Genomic DNA, 16053 nt, shown 5'->3' with positions numbered 1-16053 from the left:
GGGCGGCGCGGGGACGACGACCACGGCGGCGAGGCCCCCGCGCTTTTCGACGACGACGACCGATCCATGGGCCGGCCGGCGGCGGGCGACGACTCCGGACCGCGCCCGCCGGAGCCGGATCACAGCGCGCCGCTCGCCGTGCGGATGCGGCCGCGCACCCTCGACGAGGTGCTGGGGCAGCAGCACCTGCTGGACACCGGGGCGCCGCTGCGCCGCCTGGTCGAGGGCGCCGGCGCGAGCTCGGTGATCCTCTACGGGCCGCCCGGCACCGGCAAGACCACGCTGGCCTCGCTGATCTCGTCGAGCACCGGGCGCCGGTTCGAGTCGCTCTCGGCGCTGTCGGCCGGGGTCAAGGAGGTCCGCGCGATCATCGACGCCGCGCGGCGGCGCGCGGTGCACGGCACCCAGACGGTGCTGTTCATCGACGAGGTCCACCGGTTCTCCAAAACCCAACAGGACGCCCTGCTGTCGGCAGTGGAGAACCGCATCGTGCTGCTCGTGGCCGCCACCACGGAGAACCCCTCGTTCTCCGTGGTCTCCCCGCTGCTGTCCCGTTCGCTGGTGCTGCAGTTGCAGCCGCTGACCGCAGCGGATGTGGCCGCCCTGGTGCGGCGCGCGGTCGACGACGAGCGCGGTTATGCGGGCGCCCTCTCCCTCGACGAAGACGCCGTCGAGCATCTCGTCGCACTGGCGGGCGGGGACGCGCGCCGCGCGCTCACCACCCTGGAGGCGGCGGCCGACGTCGCCGTGACCCGCGCGGGCGCGGCCGACGGGCCCGTCCCCGTGGACCTGGCGACCGTCGAATCGGCGGTGGACCGCGCGGCCGTGCGCTACGACCGCGACGGGGATCAGCACTACGACGTCATCAGCGCGTTCATCAAGTCCATCCGCGGCTCCGACGTGGACGCCGCGCTGCACTACCTGGCGCGGATGATCGTCGCGGGGGAGGACCCGCGCTTCATCGCCCGCCGCCTCATGATCCACGCCAGCGAGGACGTGGGGATGGCGGACCCGACGGCCCTGCAGGCGGCGACGGCGGCCGCGCAGGTGGTCCAACTGGTGGGGCTCCCCGAGGCGCGCCTGGCGCTGGCGCAGGCGACCATCCACCTGGCGTCCGCCCCCAAGTCCGGCGCCGTCAACGCCGCCATCTCCCAGGCGATGGCGGACGTCACGCGCGGCAAGGCCGGCATGGTGCCGCCGCACCTGCGCGACGGCCACTACAAGGGGGCCCAGGGCCTCGGCAACGCCGTCGGCTACCGGTACCCGCACGACGCGCCGTCGGCGGTGGTGGCGCAGCAGTACCCGCCGGACGAACTGGTGGACGTCGACTACTACGAACCGACCGCGCACGGCGCCGAGCGGGAGCTCCGCGACCGGCTGCCCAAGCTCCGCCGGATCGTGCGGGGCCGCTGACCGGCGGCGACGGCGGCCGCCGCGGACCGCCGCGTGCACCGGCGTGGCGCCGGAAGACCGGGCGGTAAGCTGGATCCGGCCCGCGGCCGCCCTGTCGGCCGACGCGGGCGCACGGCGGCAGCAGCACGAGACAACCGGCAGATTCGAAGGATTCCAGGTGCAGACCCACGAGATTCGCAAGCGCTTCCTCGACCACTATGTGAAGAACGGTCACACCGAGGTCGCCAGCGCGTCGCTGATCCTCGATGATCCGAACCTGCTGTTCGTCAACGCGGGCATGGTGCCGTTCGTCCCGTACTTCCTGGGCCAGCAGACCGCCCCGTACGGCCGGGCCACGTCCATCCAGAAGTGCGTGCGCACCCTCGACATCGAGGAGGTGGGCATCACCACCCGGCACAACACCTTCTTCCAGATGGCCGGCAACTTCTCGTTCGGCGACTACTTCAAGCGCGAGGCGATCACCTTCGCGTGGACGCTGCTCACGGGGCCGCGCGAGGAGGGCGGCTTCGGCTTCGACCCCGAGCGGCTGTGGGCCACCGTCTATCTGGACGACGACGAGGCGTTCGGCATCTGGCGCGACGAGGTGGGCCTGCCCGCCGAGCGGATCCAGCGCCGCGGTATGACGGACAACTACTGGTCGATGGGCATCCCCGGCCCGTGCGGGCCGTGCTCGGAGATCTTCTACGACCGCGGCCCCGCCTACGGCCGCGAGGGCGGGCCCGAGGCGGACGAGGACCGCTACATCGAGATCTGGAACCTCGTGTTCATGCAGAACGAGCGCGGCGAGGGCACCAGCAAGGACGACTACGAGATCCTGGGCCCGCTGCCGCGCAAGAACATCGACACCGGCATGGGCGTCGAGCGCGTCGCCTTCCTGCTGCAGGGCGTCGAGAACGTCTACGAGACGGACCTGCTGCGCCCCGTCATCGACAAGGCCCAGGAGCTCACCGGCCGCGAGTACGGCTCGGACGACGCGTCGGACGTGCGGTTCCGCGTGATCGCCGACCACGCCCGCACCGCGGCGATGCTCATCCTCGACGGGGTCAACCCGGGCAACGACGGCCGCGGCTACGTGCTGCGTCGCCTGCTGCGCCGCATCGTGCGTGCGGCGCGGCTGCTCGGCGCGCAGCAGCCGACCATGCGCGCGTTCATCGACACGGTGCGCGTGGCCATGGCGCCGTCCTACCCGCAGCTCGACACCGACTACGAGCGCGTGCGCAACGTCGCGGTGGGCGAGGAGACGGCGTTCCTGGGCACGCTCGCATCCGGCTCCAAGCTCTTCGAGGACGTGGCCCGGCAGACCAAGGCGCAGGGCTCGTCGCGCATCGGCGGGGCCGACGCGTTCACCCTGCACGACACCTACGGCTTCCCCATCGACCTGACCCTGGAGATGGCGGCCGAGGCCGGGCTGGCGGTGGACCGCGACGGGTTCGCCGAGCTCATGGCCGAGCAGCGGGCGCGCGCCAAGGCCGACGCCCAGGCGCGCAAGCACGCGCACGCGGACCTGACGGTGTACCGCGAGCTGGTGGACGGGCATCCCACCGAGTTCACCGGGTTCGACGAACTCAACACCGAGGCGACCGTGCTCGCCCTCGTCCGCGACGGCGTGCGCGTGCCCACGGCCGCGGCGGGCGAGAAGGTCGAGGTGATCCTCGACCGCAGCCCGCTGTATGCGGAGTCCGGCGGCCAGATCGCCGACGCCGGCGTGATCACCGCCGACGGCACCCGGCTCCTCGTCGACGACGTGCAGAAGATCGCCAAGACGCTCTGGGTGCACAAGGTGACCGTCGACCGCGGCCAGGTCACCGAGGGCGACGCCGTGCTGGCACAGGTGGACGCGTCCTGGCGCCACGGTGCCACCCAGGGGCACTCCGGCACCCACATGGTGCACGGTGCGCTGCGGCAGGTGCTCGGCCCCAACGCCGTCCAGGCCGGCTCGCTCAACAAGCCCGGCTACCTGCGCTTCGACTTCCACTGGCAGGGCGGGCTCAGCGAGCAGACCCGCCAGGAGATCGAGGACGTCTCCAACGCGGCCGTCGGCGCCGACCACACCGTCAACACCATCGAGACCTCGCTGGACAAGGCGAAGGAGATGGGGGCGATGGCCCTGTTCGGCGAGAACTACGGCGACGCGGTCCGGGTGGTGGAGATCGGCGGCCCGTTCTCGATGGAGCTGTGCGGCGGCACCCACGTGGCGCATTCCTCACAGATCGGCCCCATCACGGTGCTCGGCGAGTCGTCGGTCGGTTCGGGCGTGCGGCGCATCGAAGCGTTCGTGGGCACCGAGTCGATGAAGCACCTGGCGCGCGAGCGCGCCCTGCTGCAGGGCGTGGCCACGCTGCTCAAGGTGCCGTCCGAGGACGTGCCCGGCCGGGTGGAGAACCTCATCGACCGGCTCAAGACCGCCGAACGCGAGGTGGAGAAGTCCAAGAGCGCCTCGCTGGCCGCGTCCGCCGGCCCGCTTGCGGACACGGCCGTGCGGGTGGGCCCGGTGCTCCTGGTGGCGACGAAGGCGCCCGCCGGAGTGGCCGGGGGCGAGCTGCGCGCGCTCGCGGGCGACGTGCGCGGGCGGCTCGGCGACGCCGCCTCGGTGGTGGTGCTCTTCGGCGACGGCGGCGACGGCAAGGTCCCGTTCGTCGTCGCCACCTCGGGTGCGGCACGCGACGCCGGGATCAAGGCCGGCGACCTGGTGAAGACCTTCGCCCCGGCGATCGGCGGTCGCGGCGGCGGCAAGCCCGACCTGGCGCAGGGGGCGGGCACCGACCCCGGCGGCATCGACGCGGCGGTGGCCGCGCTGCGCGGGGAGCTGACCGATCGCTGACCCGGTGCCCGCCGCGGCCTGGCGGCGCGGCAGGCGGCTCGCCGTGGACGTCGGCGCGGTGCGCATCGGCGTGGCGTCCTGCGACCCCGACGGGATCCTCGCCACGCCCGTCGAAACGGTGCCGCGCGCCAAGAAGAGCCACGCGCAGTCGCCCGACGTCCGCCGCATCGCCGCACTGGTGGACGAGTACGAGGCCGTCGAGGTGATCGTGGGGCTTCCCCGCACGCTCCGCGGCACCGAGGGCAAGGCCACCGCGACGGTGCGCGCGTTCACGCGTGTCCTCGAGGCCGCCGTCGCCCCGGTGCCGGTACTGTTCGCCGACGAGAGGTTCAGCACCGTCACCGCGCAGCAGGCCCTGCACAGCAGCGGCGTGGACACGCGGCGCGGCCGGTCGGTGATCGACCAGGCCGCGGCCGTCGCGATCCTGCAGGATTGGCTCGAGCGGGCCAAGGCCGCGACGGAAGGTCATCCTGCGGAGCAACGTCGGGCCGCGCGATCGGACGGCGACGAAACGGACGATGTGGAGGACGGCCTGTGACGGACCACCACCCCAACGGGGCGGACGACCCGCGCACGGACGGCGACGCGGGGGCGCCCGGATCGCACCACCGGCACCGGGGTGAGTACGTGTGGCCTCGCCACCGAGTGGCGCCCCGGTACATCGGCGGCGCACCGGACGGCGGCGGAGAGGCCGACGGCGGGGGAGCCGCCGACGGCCGGAGCGGAAGCGGGGGCAGGCCTCCGCGCCGGCGCAGCGACCGGACTCCCCGCCGGCACGCGCAGCGCCGCGCCGGGCAGGCTGCGCAACGGCGCAGGAGGCGGAGCACCGTGTTCGCGTTGTTGGGGCTCGCGGCACTGCTCGTCGTCGCGGTCATCGGGGGCAAAGCGCTGTGGGACTCGTTCTTCGGCGGCCCGCCGGACTACACCGGCACCGGCGATGAGGGCGTCGTCGTCGAGGTCGCGTCCGGGGACAGCACCACCGCGATCGCCAACACCCTCTACAACCGGGGCGTGGTCAAGAGCGCGCAGGCGTTCCTCGACGCGGCGGAGGGCAACGCCGAGATGAGCACCATCCACCCCGGCTATTACCAGGTGAAGACCGAGATGTCCGCCGCTTCCGCCGTCGATCTGATGACCACGCCGTGGGCGCGCGTGGGCTCGGTGATCATCCCCGAGGGTCGGCAGTTGGCCGACATCACCACCGTGCAGGGCAACACCACGCCCGGCATCCTCCGCCTCATCTCCAACGCCAGCTGCATGGACGACCACGGTTCCCGCGACTGCATCACCGTCGACCAGCTCTCCCAGGCGCTCGCGGCCTCCGACCCGGCGCAGATGGGCGTCCCGTCGTGGGCCATCGACCGGGTGCGGGAGGTGCAGGATCCGCGGCGCCGCTACGAGGGGCTGATCATGGCGGGCAGCTGGAACTTCAACCCGACCGACGACGCCGCCGCGGTGCTGCGCACGATGTTCACCGAGTCGGCCGCCGCGTTCGAGGCGGGCGGGATCTCCGACGCCGGCACCCGCACCGGGCTGAGCCCCTACGACACGCTCGTCGCGGCCTCGCTCATCGAACGCGAGGCGCCGCCGGACGACTACCCCAAGGTGGCGCGGGTGATCCTCAACCGCCTGGCCAAGGGGCAGATGCTGCAGTTCGACTCCACGGTCAACTATGCGCTGGACAGGCAGGAGGTGGCGACCACCGATGCCGACCGCGCGCGCAGGACGCCGTGGAACACCTATGCGATGGAGGGGCTGCCGGCGACACCCATCTCCGCACCGGGCGAGAAGGCGCTGCACGCGGCGGAGAACCCCGCCCCGGGCGACTGGCTGTACTTCGCGACGGTCAGCAAGGACGGCACCACGCTGTTCACCGAAAGCTACGACGAGCACCTGGCCAACATCGAGAAGGCCCAGGCCGCGGGGGTGCTCGACAGTGGACGGTGACCTGCCGCGCAAGGCGGGCGTGCTGGGCAGCCCCATCGCCCATTCGCGCTCCCCGCAGCTGCACCTGGCGGCGTACCGCGCGCTCGGCCTGGACGGTTGGACCTACGACCGCGTCGAGTGCGATGCGGAGGCGCTGCCCGGCCTGGTGGGCGCGCTCGGCCCGGAATGGGTGGGGCTCTCGGTGACCATGCCGGGCAAGTTCGCCGCGCTCGCCGTCGCCGCCGAGCGCACCGCGCGGGCGGAGCTCGTGGGCGCCGCCAACACGCTCGTCCGGGTGCCGGCCGGGTGGCGGGCGGACTGCACCGACATCGACGGCGTGGCCGCGGCGCTCGACGCGCTCGACGTCCCGCGCGGCGACACACTGGCGGGCTCCGCCCCGGCGGTGATCCTCGGCGCGGGCGGCACCGCGCGGCCCGCCCTCGTCGCCCTCGCCGACCGCGGCGCCGGCGCAGTGATCCTCGCGGTGCGGGACACGGCGCGGGCGACCGGTGCGGCCGCGTGCGCGCGCCGCGCCGGGCTCGTCCCGCACGTGGTGGCGCTCGGGACGGTGCGCTTCGCCGAGGCGTGCGCGCAGGCCCCCGCCGTGATCAGCACCCTGCCCGGCGACGCGGCCGCCGCGCACGGGGACGCGCTGGCCGCCGCCCGGCGGTTCCTCGACGTCGCCTACCACCCGTGGCCGACGTCGGCCGCCCGCGCCGTCCTCGACCGCGGGGGCGCCGTGGTGGGCGGGCTGACGATGCTGCTCGGGCAGGCTTACGGCCAGGTGGAGCAGTTCACCGGCCGGCCCGCGCCACGCGCGGCGATGGCCGCCGCGCTGGCCTGAATCAGATCCTCGGCCGCCCGGGCGTGCGGCGGGCTGTGGACACGTCCCGACTGTCCACAGGTTTCTGCATCGCCCCTGGTCGCCCGGGCGCCGGCGCGGGCGGGCGGCGCACGCATCGGGCACGCTGGCGGCCATGGGGGGATGCGGGCGGCCCATGGGGCCTTGCGAACAGCACTGGGACGGCAGACCGCGGGCCCGGCGCCCGGATGGGCGGGGAGCAGGCGTGTATGCGGCGGCGGTATGCCTGATCGGGGCTGTGCTGACCTGCCGCTGCGCCGGTGCGGGCGGGGTGCCCGCGGCGCTCGGGGCGCTCGCGCTCACCGCGTGGTGCACGCTCCTCGGCGTCATCGATCTGCGGAGCATGCGCCTGCCCGACGTTCTCACCCTCCCGGGTGCGGCGGCGATCCTCGCGGTCGCGGCCGCCGCGGGGCACGCGGCGGCCGCGCTGTGGGGCGCGGCGCTGCTGTCCGGGGCATACCTCTTCCTGCACCTGCTGCGGCCCGCGGCGATGGGCGCGGGCGACGTGAAGCTCGCCGCGGGACTCGGGGCGGCCAGCGCGCTCGGCGGCGGCGGGGCCTGGCTCGGCGCCGCGGCCGGTGCGCTGGTGTTCACCGCGCTGTGCGGGCTCGCCGCGCCCGGCCGGTCCCGCGCGGCGGCGTGGCCGCACGGGCCGTCGATGTGCGCCGCATCGCTGGCGGCCCTGCTTGTGGCCGGATGAGGGGAAGTCGCCGGGCGCATGGCAGGATTGGGTCCGTGCTGCGTTGGACGACTGCCGGAGAATCCCACGGTCCCGCCCTCGTCGCCATGCTCGAGGGCATGGTGGCCGGGGTCGAGGTGACCACCGACGATATCGCGGGCGAGCTGGCCCGCCGCCGCCTCGGCTACGGCCGCGGCGCCCGGATGAAGTTCGAGGCGGATCAGGTCACCATCCTCGGCGGCGTACGCCACGGGACGACGCTCGGCGGTCCCGTCGCCATCCAGATCGGCAACACCGAATGGCCCAAGTGGGAACAGGTCATGTCGGCCGACCCCATCGACCCCGCCGAGCTCACCGATCAGGCGCGCAACGCCCCACTCACCCGGCCGAGGCCCGGCCACGCCGACTATTCGGGCATGCTCAAGTACGGCTTCGACGACGCACGCCCGGTGCTGGAGCGTGCCAGCGCCCGCGAGACGGCGGCCCGCGTCGCCGCCGGCACGGTCGCCCGCGCATTCTTGCGGCAGGCGCTGGGCGTGGAGGTGGTCTCGCACGTGGTCCAGATCGGCGGCGCCGGCGCGGACGATCCCGGCGTGCCCGCCTACGACGACAGGGACCGCATCGACGCGAGCCCCGTGCGCGCACTCGACAAGGCGGGGGAGGAGGCGATGATCGCCGAGATCGACGCCGCCAAGAAGCAGGGCGACACGCTCGGCGGGGTCGTGGAGGTGGTGGTCGGCGGCCTGCCCGTGGGTATCGGCTCGTTCACTTCCGGCGCCGACCGGCTCGACTCGCGCCTGGCCGGTGCGCTCATGGGTATCCAGGCCATCAAGGGCGTCGAGATCGGCGACGGGTTCGAGACCGCCCGCCGCCGCGGCAGCCTGGCGCACGACGAGATGGTGCCGGGACCGGACGGCATCGTCCGCTCCACCAACCGGGCCGGCGGCCTCGAAGGCGGCATGACCAACGGCGAACCGCTGCGCGTCCGCGCGGCGATGAAACCCATCTCCACGGTGCCGCGCGCACTGAAGACCGTGGACATGGCCTCCGGGGGCGAGGCCGTGGCCATCCACCAGCGCTCGGACGTGTGCGCGGTGCCGGCGGCCGGGGTGGTCGCCGAGTCGATGGTGGCGCTGGTGGTGGCGCAGGCGGCGCTGGAGAAGTTCGGCGGCGACGCGCTCGCCGAGACCCGGCGCAACGTGCAGGGCTACCTCAGTGCGGTCCGGGAACGGCTCGAGCACTGATGGCCCCGCGCGCAGTGATGGTGGGGCCGCCCGGCGCCGGGAAGTCCACCATCGGCCGGCGGCTCGCCGCAGCGCTCGGCGTCGGCATCGTCGACACCGACGCCGAGGTGGAGCGCCGTGAGGGCCGACCGATCCGCGAGATCTTCGCCGCCGACGGGGAGGAAGCGTTCCGCGGCATCGAAGAGGACGTCGTCCGCGAGTCGCTGCAAAGCTCCGACGGCGTGGTCTCGCTCGGCGGCGGCGCGGTGCTCTCCGCGCGCACCCGTGCGCTGCTGCGCGGGCACACCGTGGTGTTCCTCGACATCAGCGCCCACGAGGGGCTGCTGCGTACCGGGATCGCCGGCCAGCTGCGCGGACAGCCCGGCAAGGACGACGAGACGCGGCCGCTGCTGCGGGGCGACGACCCCGCGGGGCGGTACCGCGCGCTCATCGGCGAGCGGCGCCCGCTGTATGAAGAAGTGGCCACGCTCGTGGTCCACACGGACAGACGCAGCCCCGGCAAGGTGGTCCGCGAGATCGCCGCGCTGCTCGGATCGTCCGCAACCGACGCCTCCGGCGGCCCCGGCGGGGGAGGCGTCACCCACGATGAACAGCACCACGAGATCCCAGGAGGTCGCAGGTGAGCGATACGACGCCGGCCGAGCCGGTCCGCGTGCAGGTGGCAGGGGAGTGCCCGTACCCGGTGGTGATCGGGCGCGGGCTGCTGGGCGACATCGTGGACGAACTGCGCGGCACGCGCACCGTGGCGATCTTCCACCAGCCCACGCTCACCGAGACGGCGGAGGTGGTCCGTGAACAGCTCGCGGACGCCGGGATCGACGCGCACCGCATCGAGATCCCCGATGCCGAGGAAGGCAAGGAACTGCCCGTCGCGGGGTTCTGCTGGGAGGTGCTCGGGCGCATCGGGCTGGGCCGCCAGGACGCGGTGATCAGCCTCGGCGGGGGAGCGGCCACCGACCTCGCCGGCTTCGTGGCCGCCACGTGGATGCGCGGCGTGCGCGTCGTCCACATCCCCACCACGCTGCTGGCCATGGTGGATGCGGCGGTGGGCGGCAAGACCGGCATCAACACCGACGCCGGCAAGAACCTCGTCGGCTCGTTCCACGAACCCGCCGCGGTGTTCGTCGACCTCGCCACCCTGGAGACGGTGCCGCGCAACGAGATCATCTCCGGAATGGCCGAGGTGGTGAAGGCAGGGTTCATCGCCGACCCGGAAATCCTCGACCTGGTGGAGGCCGACCCGGAGGCGGCGCTGGACCCGGCGGGCGCGGTGCTTCCCGAGCTGGTGCGCCGCGCCATCCAGGTCAAGGCCGACGTGGTCTCGCAGGACCTGCGCGAGTCGAGCCTGCGGGAGATCCTCAACTACGGGCACACACTGGGCCACGCCATCGAACGGCTCGAGCACTACAAGTGGCGGCACGGCGCCGCGGTCGCGGTGGGTATGGTCTTCGTCGCGGAGCTCGCCCGGCTGGCCGGGCGTCTCGACGACGCCACCGCCGACCGGCACCGCACGGTGCTGTCCGCGCTGGGGTTGCCCACCACGTACGACCCGGACGCGCTGCCCGCGCTGCTCGAGCGCATGCAGTCCGACAAGAAGAACCGCTCCGGCATGCTCCGGTTCGTCGTGCTCGACGGTCTCGCCAAGCCCGGCCGGCTCGAGGCGCCCGATCCGACGCTCATCGCCGGTGCGTACTCCGAGGTCTCGCGCAACAATGCGCCGGGCAGCCGCGGAGTGTTCCTGTGAGCGCCGCCCGGATCCAGGTGATCAACGGCCCCAACCTGGGGCGGCTGGGCACCCGGCAACCGGAGGTGTACGGCGCCACCACGCACGCCGACCTGACGCGCAGGTGCACGGAGCTGGGCGCGGCCTTGGGCGTCGACGTGCTGGTGCGGCAGTCCGACCACGAGGGGCAGCTGCTCGAGTGGATCCACCAGGCCGCCGACGACGGCGACCCGGTGGTGCTCAACGCGGGCGGTCTCACCCACACCTCGGTGGTGCTGCGCGACGCCTGCGCGGAGCTGGACCGGCTGGTCGAGGTGCACATCTCCAACGTGCACGCGCGCGAGGAGTTCCGGCACCATTCCTTCCTGAGCCCCGTCGCCACCGGCGTGATCGTGGGCCTCGGCGTGGCCGGCTACGACGCGGCGATCCGCTTCCTCGCAAGCTGACCGAGCCTGCGGAGCCCGACGGGCCTCGCAGGCGGCGCCCCGTCCCGCTACTCCTCGCCGCCGACGCCACTGAGCGCGATGTCGTGCCGGCGCTGCCGACGCTCCTCCGCCTCCTCGTCCGGGTCGGCCCCGGACTTGCCGATCCACCGGCCGAGCCCGATGCCGATGGCCGCGGGCAGGATGATCATCAGCGCGGTGCCGGCGGCGCCGGAGGTGAGGTCGAAGAACCAGGTGCGCGACCCGATGCCCTCCAGCCCCGCGGCCTCGAGCAGGTGGCAGAGGAAGCCTGCGGCCAGGCCGGTGACCAGGCCCGTGCCGATCCACCGCATGATCAGGTCGTCCCGGTCCTCCACCAGCGGGTGACGGCGCGCGTCGATCACGCCGTCGATCCCGGCCCACACGAGCGCGATGAGCACCACGATCGCCAATGCCGTATAGCGCGACACCGTGCCGTGCAGGGGGGCCGTGGTGACGGCCACGCCGAGGATGACGCGCCCTACGACGTGCACCACTGTCATCACGATCGATCGCAGTACCCAACTGAACATGCACCGATACTAACGGGCCGGTAAGTTGCCTGTGGCCTGACCCACAGGTCGACGGTCGGTAGCGTGTGCGGCGTGACCGATCCCCACGTGCCCCTTCCCGACCATGCGGACCTGCCGGCGCAGTGCGTGCATGCCCGCAGGCGCGCCGCCGTGCGCTCCGCGCTCCGTGCGCACGGCGTGGCGATGCTGGTGGTCACCGACCTGGTCAACGTGCGCTACCTGACCGGGTTCACCGGCTCCAACGCGGCCCTGCTCCTCGTCGACCCCTCCGGCGAAGAGTCTGCCGGCACGGATCCGGCGGGCGGACCGGACGACGGCACGGTGCTGGCCACGGACGGCCGGTACACCGCGCAGGCGGCGCAGCAGGCCCCGGGCCTTCGCGTGCTCATCGACCGCGACTGCGCGCACGCAGTGCTGTCCGAGCGGCTCGCCCGGCACCCCGGCGCGGGTGCCGACGCCGTCCGCGTCGGCTTCGAGGCCGCCGCGATGAGCGTGGCGGCCCATGCTGCGCTCGCCGAGCGCCTCGCGTCGGCGCCCGCCGCGGCCGACCTGGTCCCGCTGACGGGCGTGGTGGAGGACGTCCGGATGGTCAAGGACGACGGCGAGATCGCACTCATCGCCCGGGCCTGCGCCATCGGCGATGCGGCGCTGCGCGACCTGCTCGACGAGGGGGCGCTGGCGCCGGGCCGCACCGAGCGGCAGGTGGCCCGGCGGCTCGAGTGGCTCATGTTCGAGCACGGCGCCGAGGCGATCGCCTTCGAGACCATCATCGCCTGCGGGGCGAACTCGGCGATTCCGCACCACCGCCCCACCGACGACGTCCTGCGCCGCGGCGACCTGATCAAGATGGACTTCGGCGCGGTGGTCGGCGGCTACAACTCGGACATGACCCGCACGGTGGTCCTCGGGGAGGCGGACGCGTTCCAGCGGGACGTCTACGCACTGGTGCGCCGGGCGCAGGAGGCGGGTGTCGCGGCCGTCCGCGCCGGGGTCACCGGCGCCGACGTGGACCGCGCGGCGCGTGCGGTGATCGACGAGGCCGGGGCAGGGGACCTGTTCACCCACGGGCTGGGACACGGGGTGGGAATGCGGGTGCACGAAGCGCCGCCGGTGTCGTCCGGGGCCACCGGTACACTTCCTGCGGGCGCGGTGGTCACCGTCGAGCCCGGCGTGTACCACGCGGGCCGCGGCGGCGTCCGCATCGAAGACACCCTCGTGGTCCGCGACGGCGGTGCCGAGATCCTCACCCGCACCGGCAAGGAGCTGCGGGTCGTGTAGCCGGCGCCCGCAGCGTCGCGCCTCGGCCGGCCCGGGGCGTCTCGGCACGCCGGGTCGGCAGGCGAGCGCCCTGCACGACGGACCACCACCGGCGCTCAGGACCGGCCTGCGCACGCGGGTGCGGCACCAGAACGAGAAAGGCAGACAGTGGCATCGACCAGTGACTTCAAGAACGGGCTCGTGCTGAAGATCGAAGGCCAGCTCCAGCAGATCGTCGAGTTCCAGCACGTCAAACCCGGCAAGGGCCCCGCCTTCGTGCGGACGAAGCTCAAGAACGTCACGTCGGGCAAGACCGTCGACAAGACCTTCAACGCCGGGGTGAAGGTGGAGACGGCGACCGTCGACCGCCGCGATATGACGTACCTGTACCAGGACGGCGCGGACTTCGTGTTCATGGACGCCGAGACCTTCGATCAGGTTCAGATCGGCGCGGAGCTGATGGGCGACGGCGCCCGCTTCCTGCTGGAGAACATGACGGTGCAGATCGCGTTCCACGAGGACGCTCCCCTGTACGTGGAGCTGCCGGTGTCGGTGGACCTCGTCGTCAGCCACACCGACCCCGGCCTGCAGGGCGACCGTTCCACCGGCGGCACCAAGCCCGCCACCATGGAGACCGGCGCGGAGATCCAGGTCCCGCTGTTCATCAACACCGGCGACAAGCTCAAGGTGGACACGCGTGACGGCAGCTACCTGAGCCGCGTGAACGACTGACGTGGGCGATCGGATCAGAAGGCACGGCACCCGCCACAAGGCCCGCCGCCGCAGCGTCGACCTGCTCTTCGAGGCGGAGGCGCGCGGGGTGGGGCCGGCCGAGCTGGCGCGTGAACGGCGCAGCTACGCCGCCGAGGACGACACCATCAAGACCGTGAACGAGTTCACGATGTCGCTGCTCGAGGGCGTCGGAACCCACGGCGAACGCATCGACGACACCATCGCGTCCTACCTCGAGGGCTGGCGGCTGGAGCGGCTGCCGGCGGTGGACCGCGCGATCCTGCGGCTGGCCGTGTGGGAACTCTTCTACACCGACGTGCCACCGGTGGTCGCCGTCGACGAGGCGGTGGAGCTGGCCAAGCAACTCTCCACCGACGAGTCGCCCGCGTTCATCAACGGCGTCCTCGGCCGCATCGTCGTCGTGGCACCGCAGGTGCGGGCCGCCGCGGCGGCCGTGCCCGTCACAGAGCGGCCGGAGGCCGCCGACGACGCGGCCCCCGGTCAGGACAGCGCGGCTTCCGAGCCGGACGACGCGGCGCCCGGCCGGCAGTAGCCGTCCAGTAGCCGCCCCGTCGGCGCGACGCGTGGCCGGCACCCTCCAGTACGCAAGCGCCCCGTCGAGCCCTCGTGGCCGGTTTCACAGCCGGTCCGCGGGGGTTTCGGCGGGGCCGCCTGCATTCATGCTGCTATTGTGGTCCCCGCAAGACATCCTTTAACGGTCCGTCCAGTGAGGCGGAGAAGGAGGTCGCGGCTTCCCGTGCCCGCAAACGGTCCCCACAACCCCGCACCCCGCCCGGCGGGTGAGCGTGAGCTGATGTCGGAATCCGACGTCGCCCGCACCGTCGCGCGCATGGCGCACCAGATCATCGAGAAGACGGCTCTGGACACCGCATCGTCCGAGCATCCCGTGATCCTCATCGGCATCCCCACCCGCGGTGCCCCGCTCGCCGCCCGGCTGGCGGAGCGCATCACCGAGTTCAGCGGGGTACGCGTCCCCGTCGGCGCGCTGGACATCACGCTGTACCGCGACGATCTCCGCGGCAAACCGCACCGTCCGCTCGAGCGGACTTCGATCCCCATCGGCGGGGTGGACGGCTCCACCGTGATCCTCGTCGACGACGTCCTCTACTCCGGCCGCACCGTCCGCGCCGCGCTCGACGCGCTGCGCGACCTGGGCCGGCCCCGCAGCGTACAGCTCGCCGTCCTCGTCGACCGAGGGCATCGCGAACTGCCGCTGCGCGCCGACTACGTGGGCAAGAACATCCCCACCGCGCGCAGCGAGACCGTGTCGGTGCGCCTGAGCGAGTACGACGGCGCCGACGCGGTCATGCTCGGCGCGCAGGAAGGTCCGGCGCAGGGCGCGCAAGCACCGGACGGCGCCGCTCTGGACGGCGACGGGGAGGCCAGGCGATGAAGCACCTGCTTTCCATCGGCGACCTCACGCGAGACTCCGCCCTCGACCTGCTCGACGAGGCCGACCGCTTCAAGGCGGCACTGCTCGGCCGCGAGGTGCGCAAACTGCCGACGCTGCGCGGGCGCACCGTCATGACGGTGTTCTTCGAGAACTCCACCCGCACACGCGCGTCGTTCGAGGTGGCGGGCAAGTGGATGAGCGCGGACGTCATCAACGTCAGCGCGAGCACGTCGTCGGTGCGCAAGGGCGAGTCGCTGCGCGATACCGCGGCGACGCTGCACGCCATCGGCGCGGATGCCCTCATCGTGCGCCACCCCTCCTCCGGCGCCCCCCGGCAGGTGGCCCGCTGGACCGCCGAGATGGCCCCCGACGGCGTGGCACCCGCGGTGATCAACGCGGGCGACGGCACGCACGAGCACCCTACGCAGGCGCTGCTCGACGCCCTGACCCTGCGCGACAGGCTCGGCGGATTCGAGGGCCGGCGCGTAGGGATCGTCGGCGACATCGTGCACAGCAGGGTGGCGCGCTCGAACGCGCTGCTGCTGACCATGCTGGGCGCGGAGGTCGTCCTCATCGCCCCGCCCACGCTGATGCCGCTGGGAGCGGACGGTTGGGGGGTCACCGTCGCGCACGATCTGGACTCCGAGCTGCCGGGCCTGGACGCGGTGATGATGCTGCGCGTGCAGGCCGAACGGATGCGCGGCGGATTCTTTCCGAGCGCCCGCGAGTACGCGATCCGCTACGGCCTCAACGAGACGCGCCGGCGGATGCTGCCGGAGCAGGCGGTGATCCTGCACCCGGGCCCGATGCTCCGGGGAATGGAGATCGGCTATTCCGTCGCAGACTCGCCGCAGGCCGCCCCGCTCCAGCAGGTGGCCAACGGCGTGCACGTGCGGATGGCGGTGCTGTTCCGGCTGCTCGTGGGCGAACAGGCCGACGCGTAGATGGGTGGCCGGGCTCCCCAGGCAGTGCAGGACACACGGCCCCG

General features: G+C 73.1%; 16 protein-coding genes. 15 read left to right on the top strand and 1 reads right to left on the bottom strand.

All coding sequences use genetic code 11. The annotated features are described in order from the left end of the window. Positions 1–66: 66 nt before the first annotated feature. The 10 genes from H4F70_RS10750 (at position 67) to aroQ (ending at position 11114) form a co-directional block, all read left to right on the top strand. Entirely contained in the window at positions 67–1413 is a 1347-nt protein-coding gene (locus H4F70_RS10750; protein WP_182360335.1) for a replication-associated recombination protein A, read from the top strand. 157 nt (positions 1414–1570) lie between these two features. Continuing rightward, positions 1571–4234 carry an alanine--tRNA ligase gene (alaS, locus tag H4F70_RS10745; RefSeq protein WP_182357180.1) on the top strand — a complete coding sequence of 888 codons (2664 nt, stop codon included), beginning with the start codon at positions 1571–1573 and terminating at the stop codon, positions 4232–4234. Positions 4235–4238: 4 nt separating this feature from the next. Then, on the top strand, positions 4239–4772 hold the full coding sequence (gene ruvX, locus H4F70_RS10740) for a Holliday junction resolvase RuvX (protein ID WP_235681047.1): 534 nt from the start codon (positions 4239–4241) through the stop codon (positions 4770–4772). Continuing rightward, positions 4769–6181 (top strand): endolytic transglycosylase MltG, encoded by a 1413-nt coding sequence (mltG, locus tag H4F70_RS20555; protein ID WP_235681046.1) that lies wholly within the window; start codon positions 4769–4771, stop codon positions 6179–6181. Before ruvX ends, mltG begins: the two co-directional genes overlap by 4 nt. Further along, the gene (locus H4F70_RS10735) at positions 6171–7004 is read left to right on the top strand and encodes a shikimate dehydrogenase (protein ID WP_235681045.1); all 834 of its coding nucleotides are present in this window, start codon (positions 6171–6173) and stop codon (positions 7002–7004) included. The genes mltG and H4F70_RS10735 overlap by 11 nt, the downstream gene beginning before the upstream one ends. A 256-nt stretch (positions 7005–7260) precedes the next feature. Then, positions 7261–7722 (top strand): A24 family peptidase, encoded by a 462-nt coding sequence (locus H4F70_RS10730; protein ID WP_235681044.1) that lies wholly within the window; start codon positions 7261–7263, stop codon positions 7720–7722. Positions 7723–7757: 35 nt separating this feature from the next. Then, positions 7758–8945, top strand: coding sequence for a chorismate synthase (aroC, locus tag H4F70_RS10725; RefSeq protein ID WP_182357177.1), 1188 nt, complete (start codon positions 7758–7760; stop codon positions 8943–8945). Then, on the top strand, positions 8945–9568 hold the full coding sequence (locus H4F70_RS10720; RefSeq protein ID WP_182357176.1) for a shikimate kinase: 624 nt from the start codon (positions 8945–8947) through the stop codon (positions 9566–9568). Before aroC ends, H4F70_RS10720 begins: the two co-directional genes overlap by 1 nt. After that, the gene (gene aroB / locus H4F70_RS10715) at positions 9565–10689 is read left to right on the top strand and encodes a 3-dehydroquinate synthase (RefSeq protein ID WP_182357175.1); all 1125 of its coding nucleotides are present in this window, start codon (positions 9565–9567) and stop codon (positions 10687–10689) included. Before H4F70_RS10720 ends, aroB begins: the two co-directional genes overlap by 4 nt. Continuing rightward, positions 10686–11114: a type II 3-dehydroquinate dehydratase gene (aroQ, locus tag H4F70_RS10710; RefSeq protein ID WP_182357174.1), complete on the top strand. Its 429-nt coding sequence runs from the start codon at positions 10686–10688 to the stop codon at positions 11112–11114. The genes aroB and aroQ overlap by 4 nt, the downstream gene beginning before the upstream one ends. A gap of 47 nt (positions 11115–11161) precedes the next feature. Here aroQ and H4F70_RS10705 read toward each other — a convergent pair whose 3' ends face one another. Beyond that, positions 11162–11662 (bottom strand): B-4DMT family transporter, encoded by a 501-nt coding sequence (locus H4F70_RS10705; protein WP_182357173.1) that lies wholly within the window; start codon positions 11660–11662, stop codon positions 11162–11164. Between the two features lie 72 nt (positions 11663–11734). Here H4F70_RS10705 and H4F70_RS10700 point away from each other — a divergent pair, with 72 nt between their 5' ends. From H4F70_RS10700 to H4F70_RS10680, 5 genes are all read left to right on the top strand, one after another. Further along, a complete protein-coding gene (locus tag H4F70_RS10700) occupies positions 11735–12940 on the top strand; it encodes a M24 family metallopeptidase (RefSeq protein ID WP_235681043.1) in 1206 nt (401 codons plus the stop codon). A gap of 147 nt (positions 12941–13087) precedes the next feature. After that, entirely contained in the window at positions 13088–13651 is a 564-nt protein-coding gene (efp, locus tag H4F70_RS10695) for an elongation factor P (protein ID WP_182348665.1), read from the top strand. A gap of 1 nt (position 13652) precedes the next feature. Further along, positions 13653–14204 carry a transcription antitermination factor NusB gene (nusB, locus tag H4F70_RS10690; protein ID WP_182357172.1) on the top strand — a complete coding sequence of 184 codons (552 nt, stop codon included), beginning with the start codon at positions 13653–13655 and terminating at the stop codon, positions 14202–14204. A gap of 204 nt (positions 14205–14408) precedes the next feature. Next, positions 14409–15065, top strand: coding sequence for a bifunctional pyr operon transcriptional regulator/uracil phosphoribosyltransferase PyrR (gene pyrR, locus H4F70_RS10685; protein WP_220471692.1), 657 nt, complete (start codon positions 14409–14411; stop codon positions 15063–15065). After that, a complete protein-coding gene (locus tag H4F70_RS10680) occupies positions 15062–16009 on the top strand; it encodes an aspartate carbamoyltransferase catalytic subunit (protein WP_182357170.1) in 948 nt (315 codons plus the stop codon). The genes pyrR and H4F70_RS10680 overlap by 4 nt, the downstream gene beginning before the upstream one ends. Positions 16010–16053 lie beyond the last annotated feature (44 nt).

The organism is Tomitella gaofuii, from assembly GCF_014126825.1.
Classification (GTDB): Bacteria; Actinomycetota; Actinomycetes; order Mycobacteriales; family Mycobacteriaceae; genus Tomitella; species Tomitella gaofuii.
Note: the sequence above shows the minus strand (reverse complement) of the source record. Positions and strands in the feature narration are given on the sequence as shown.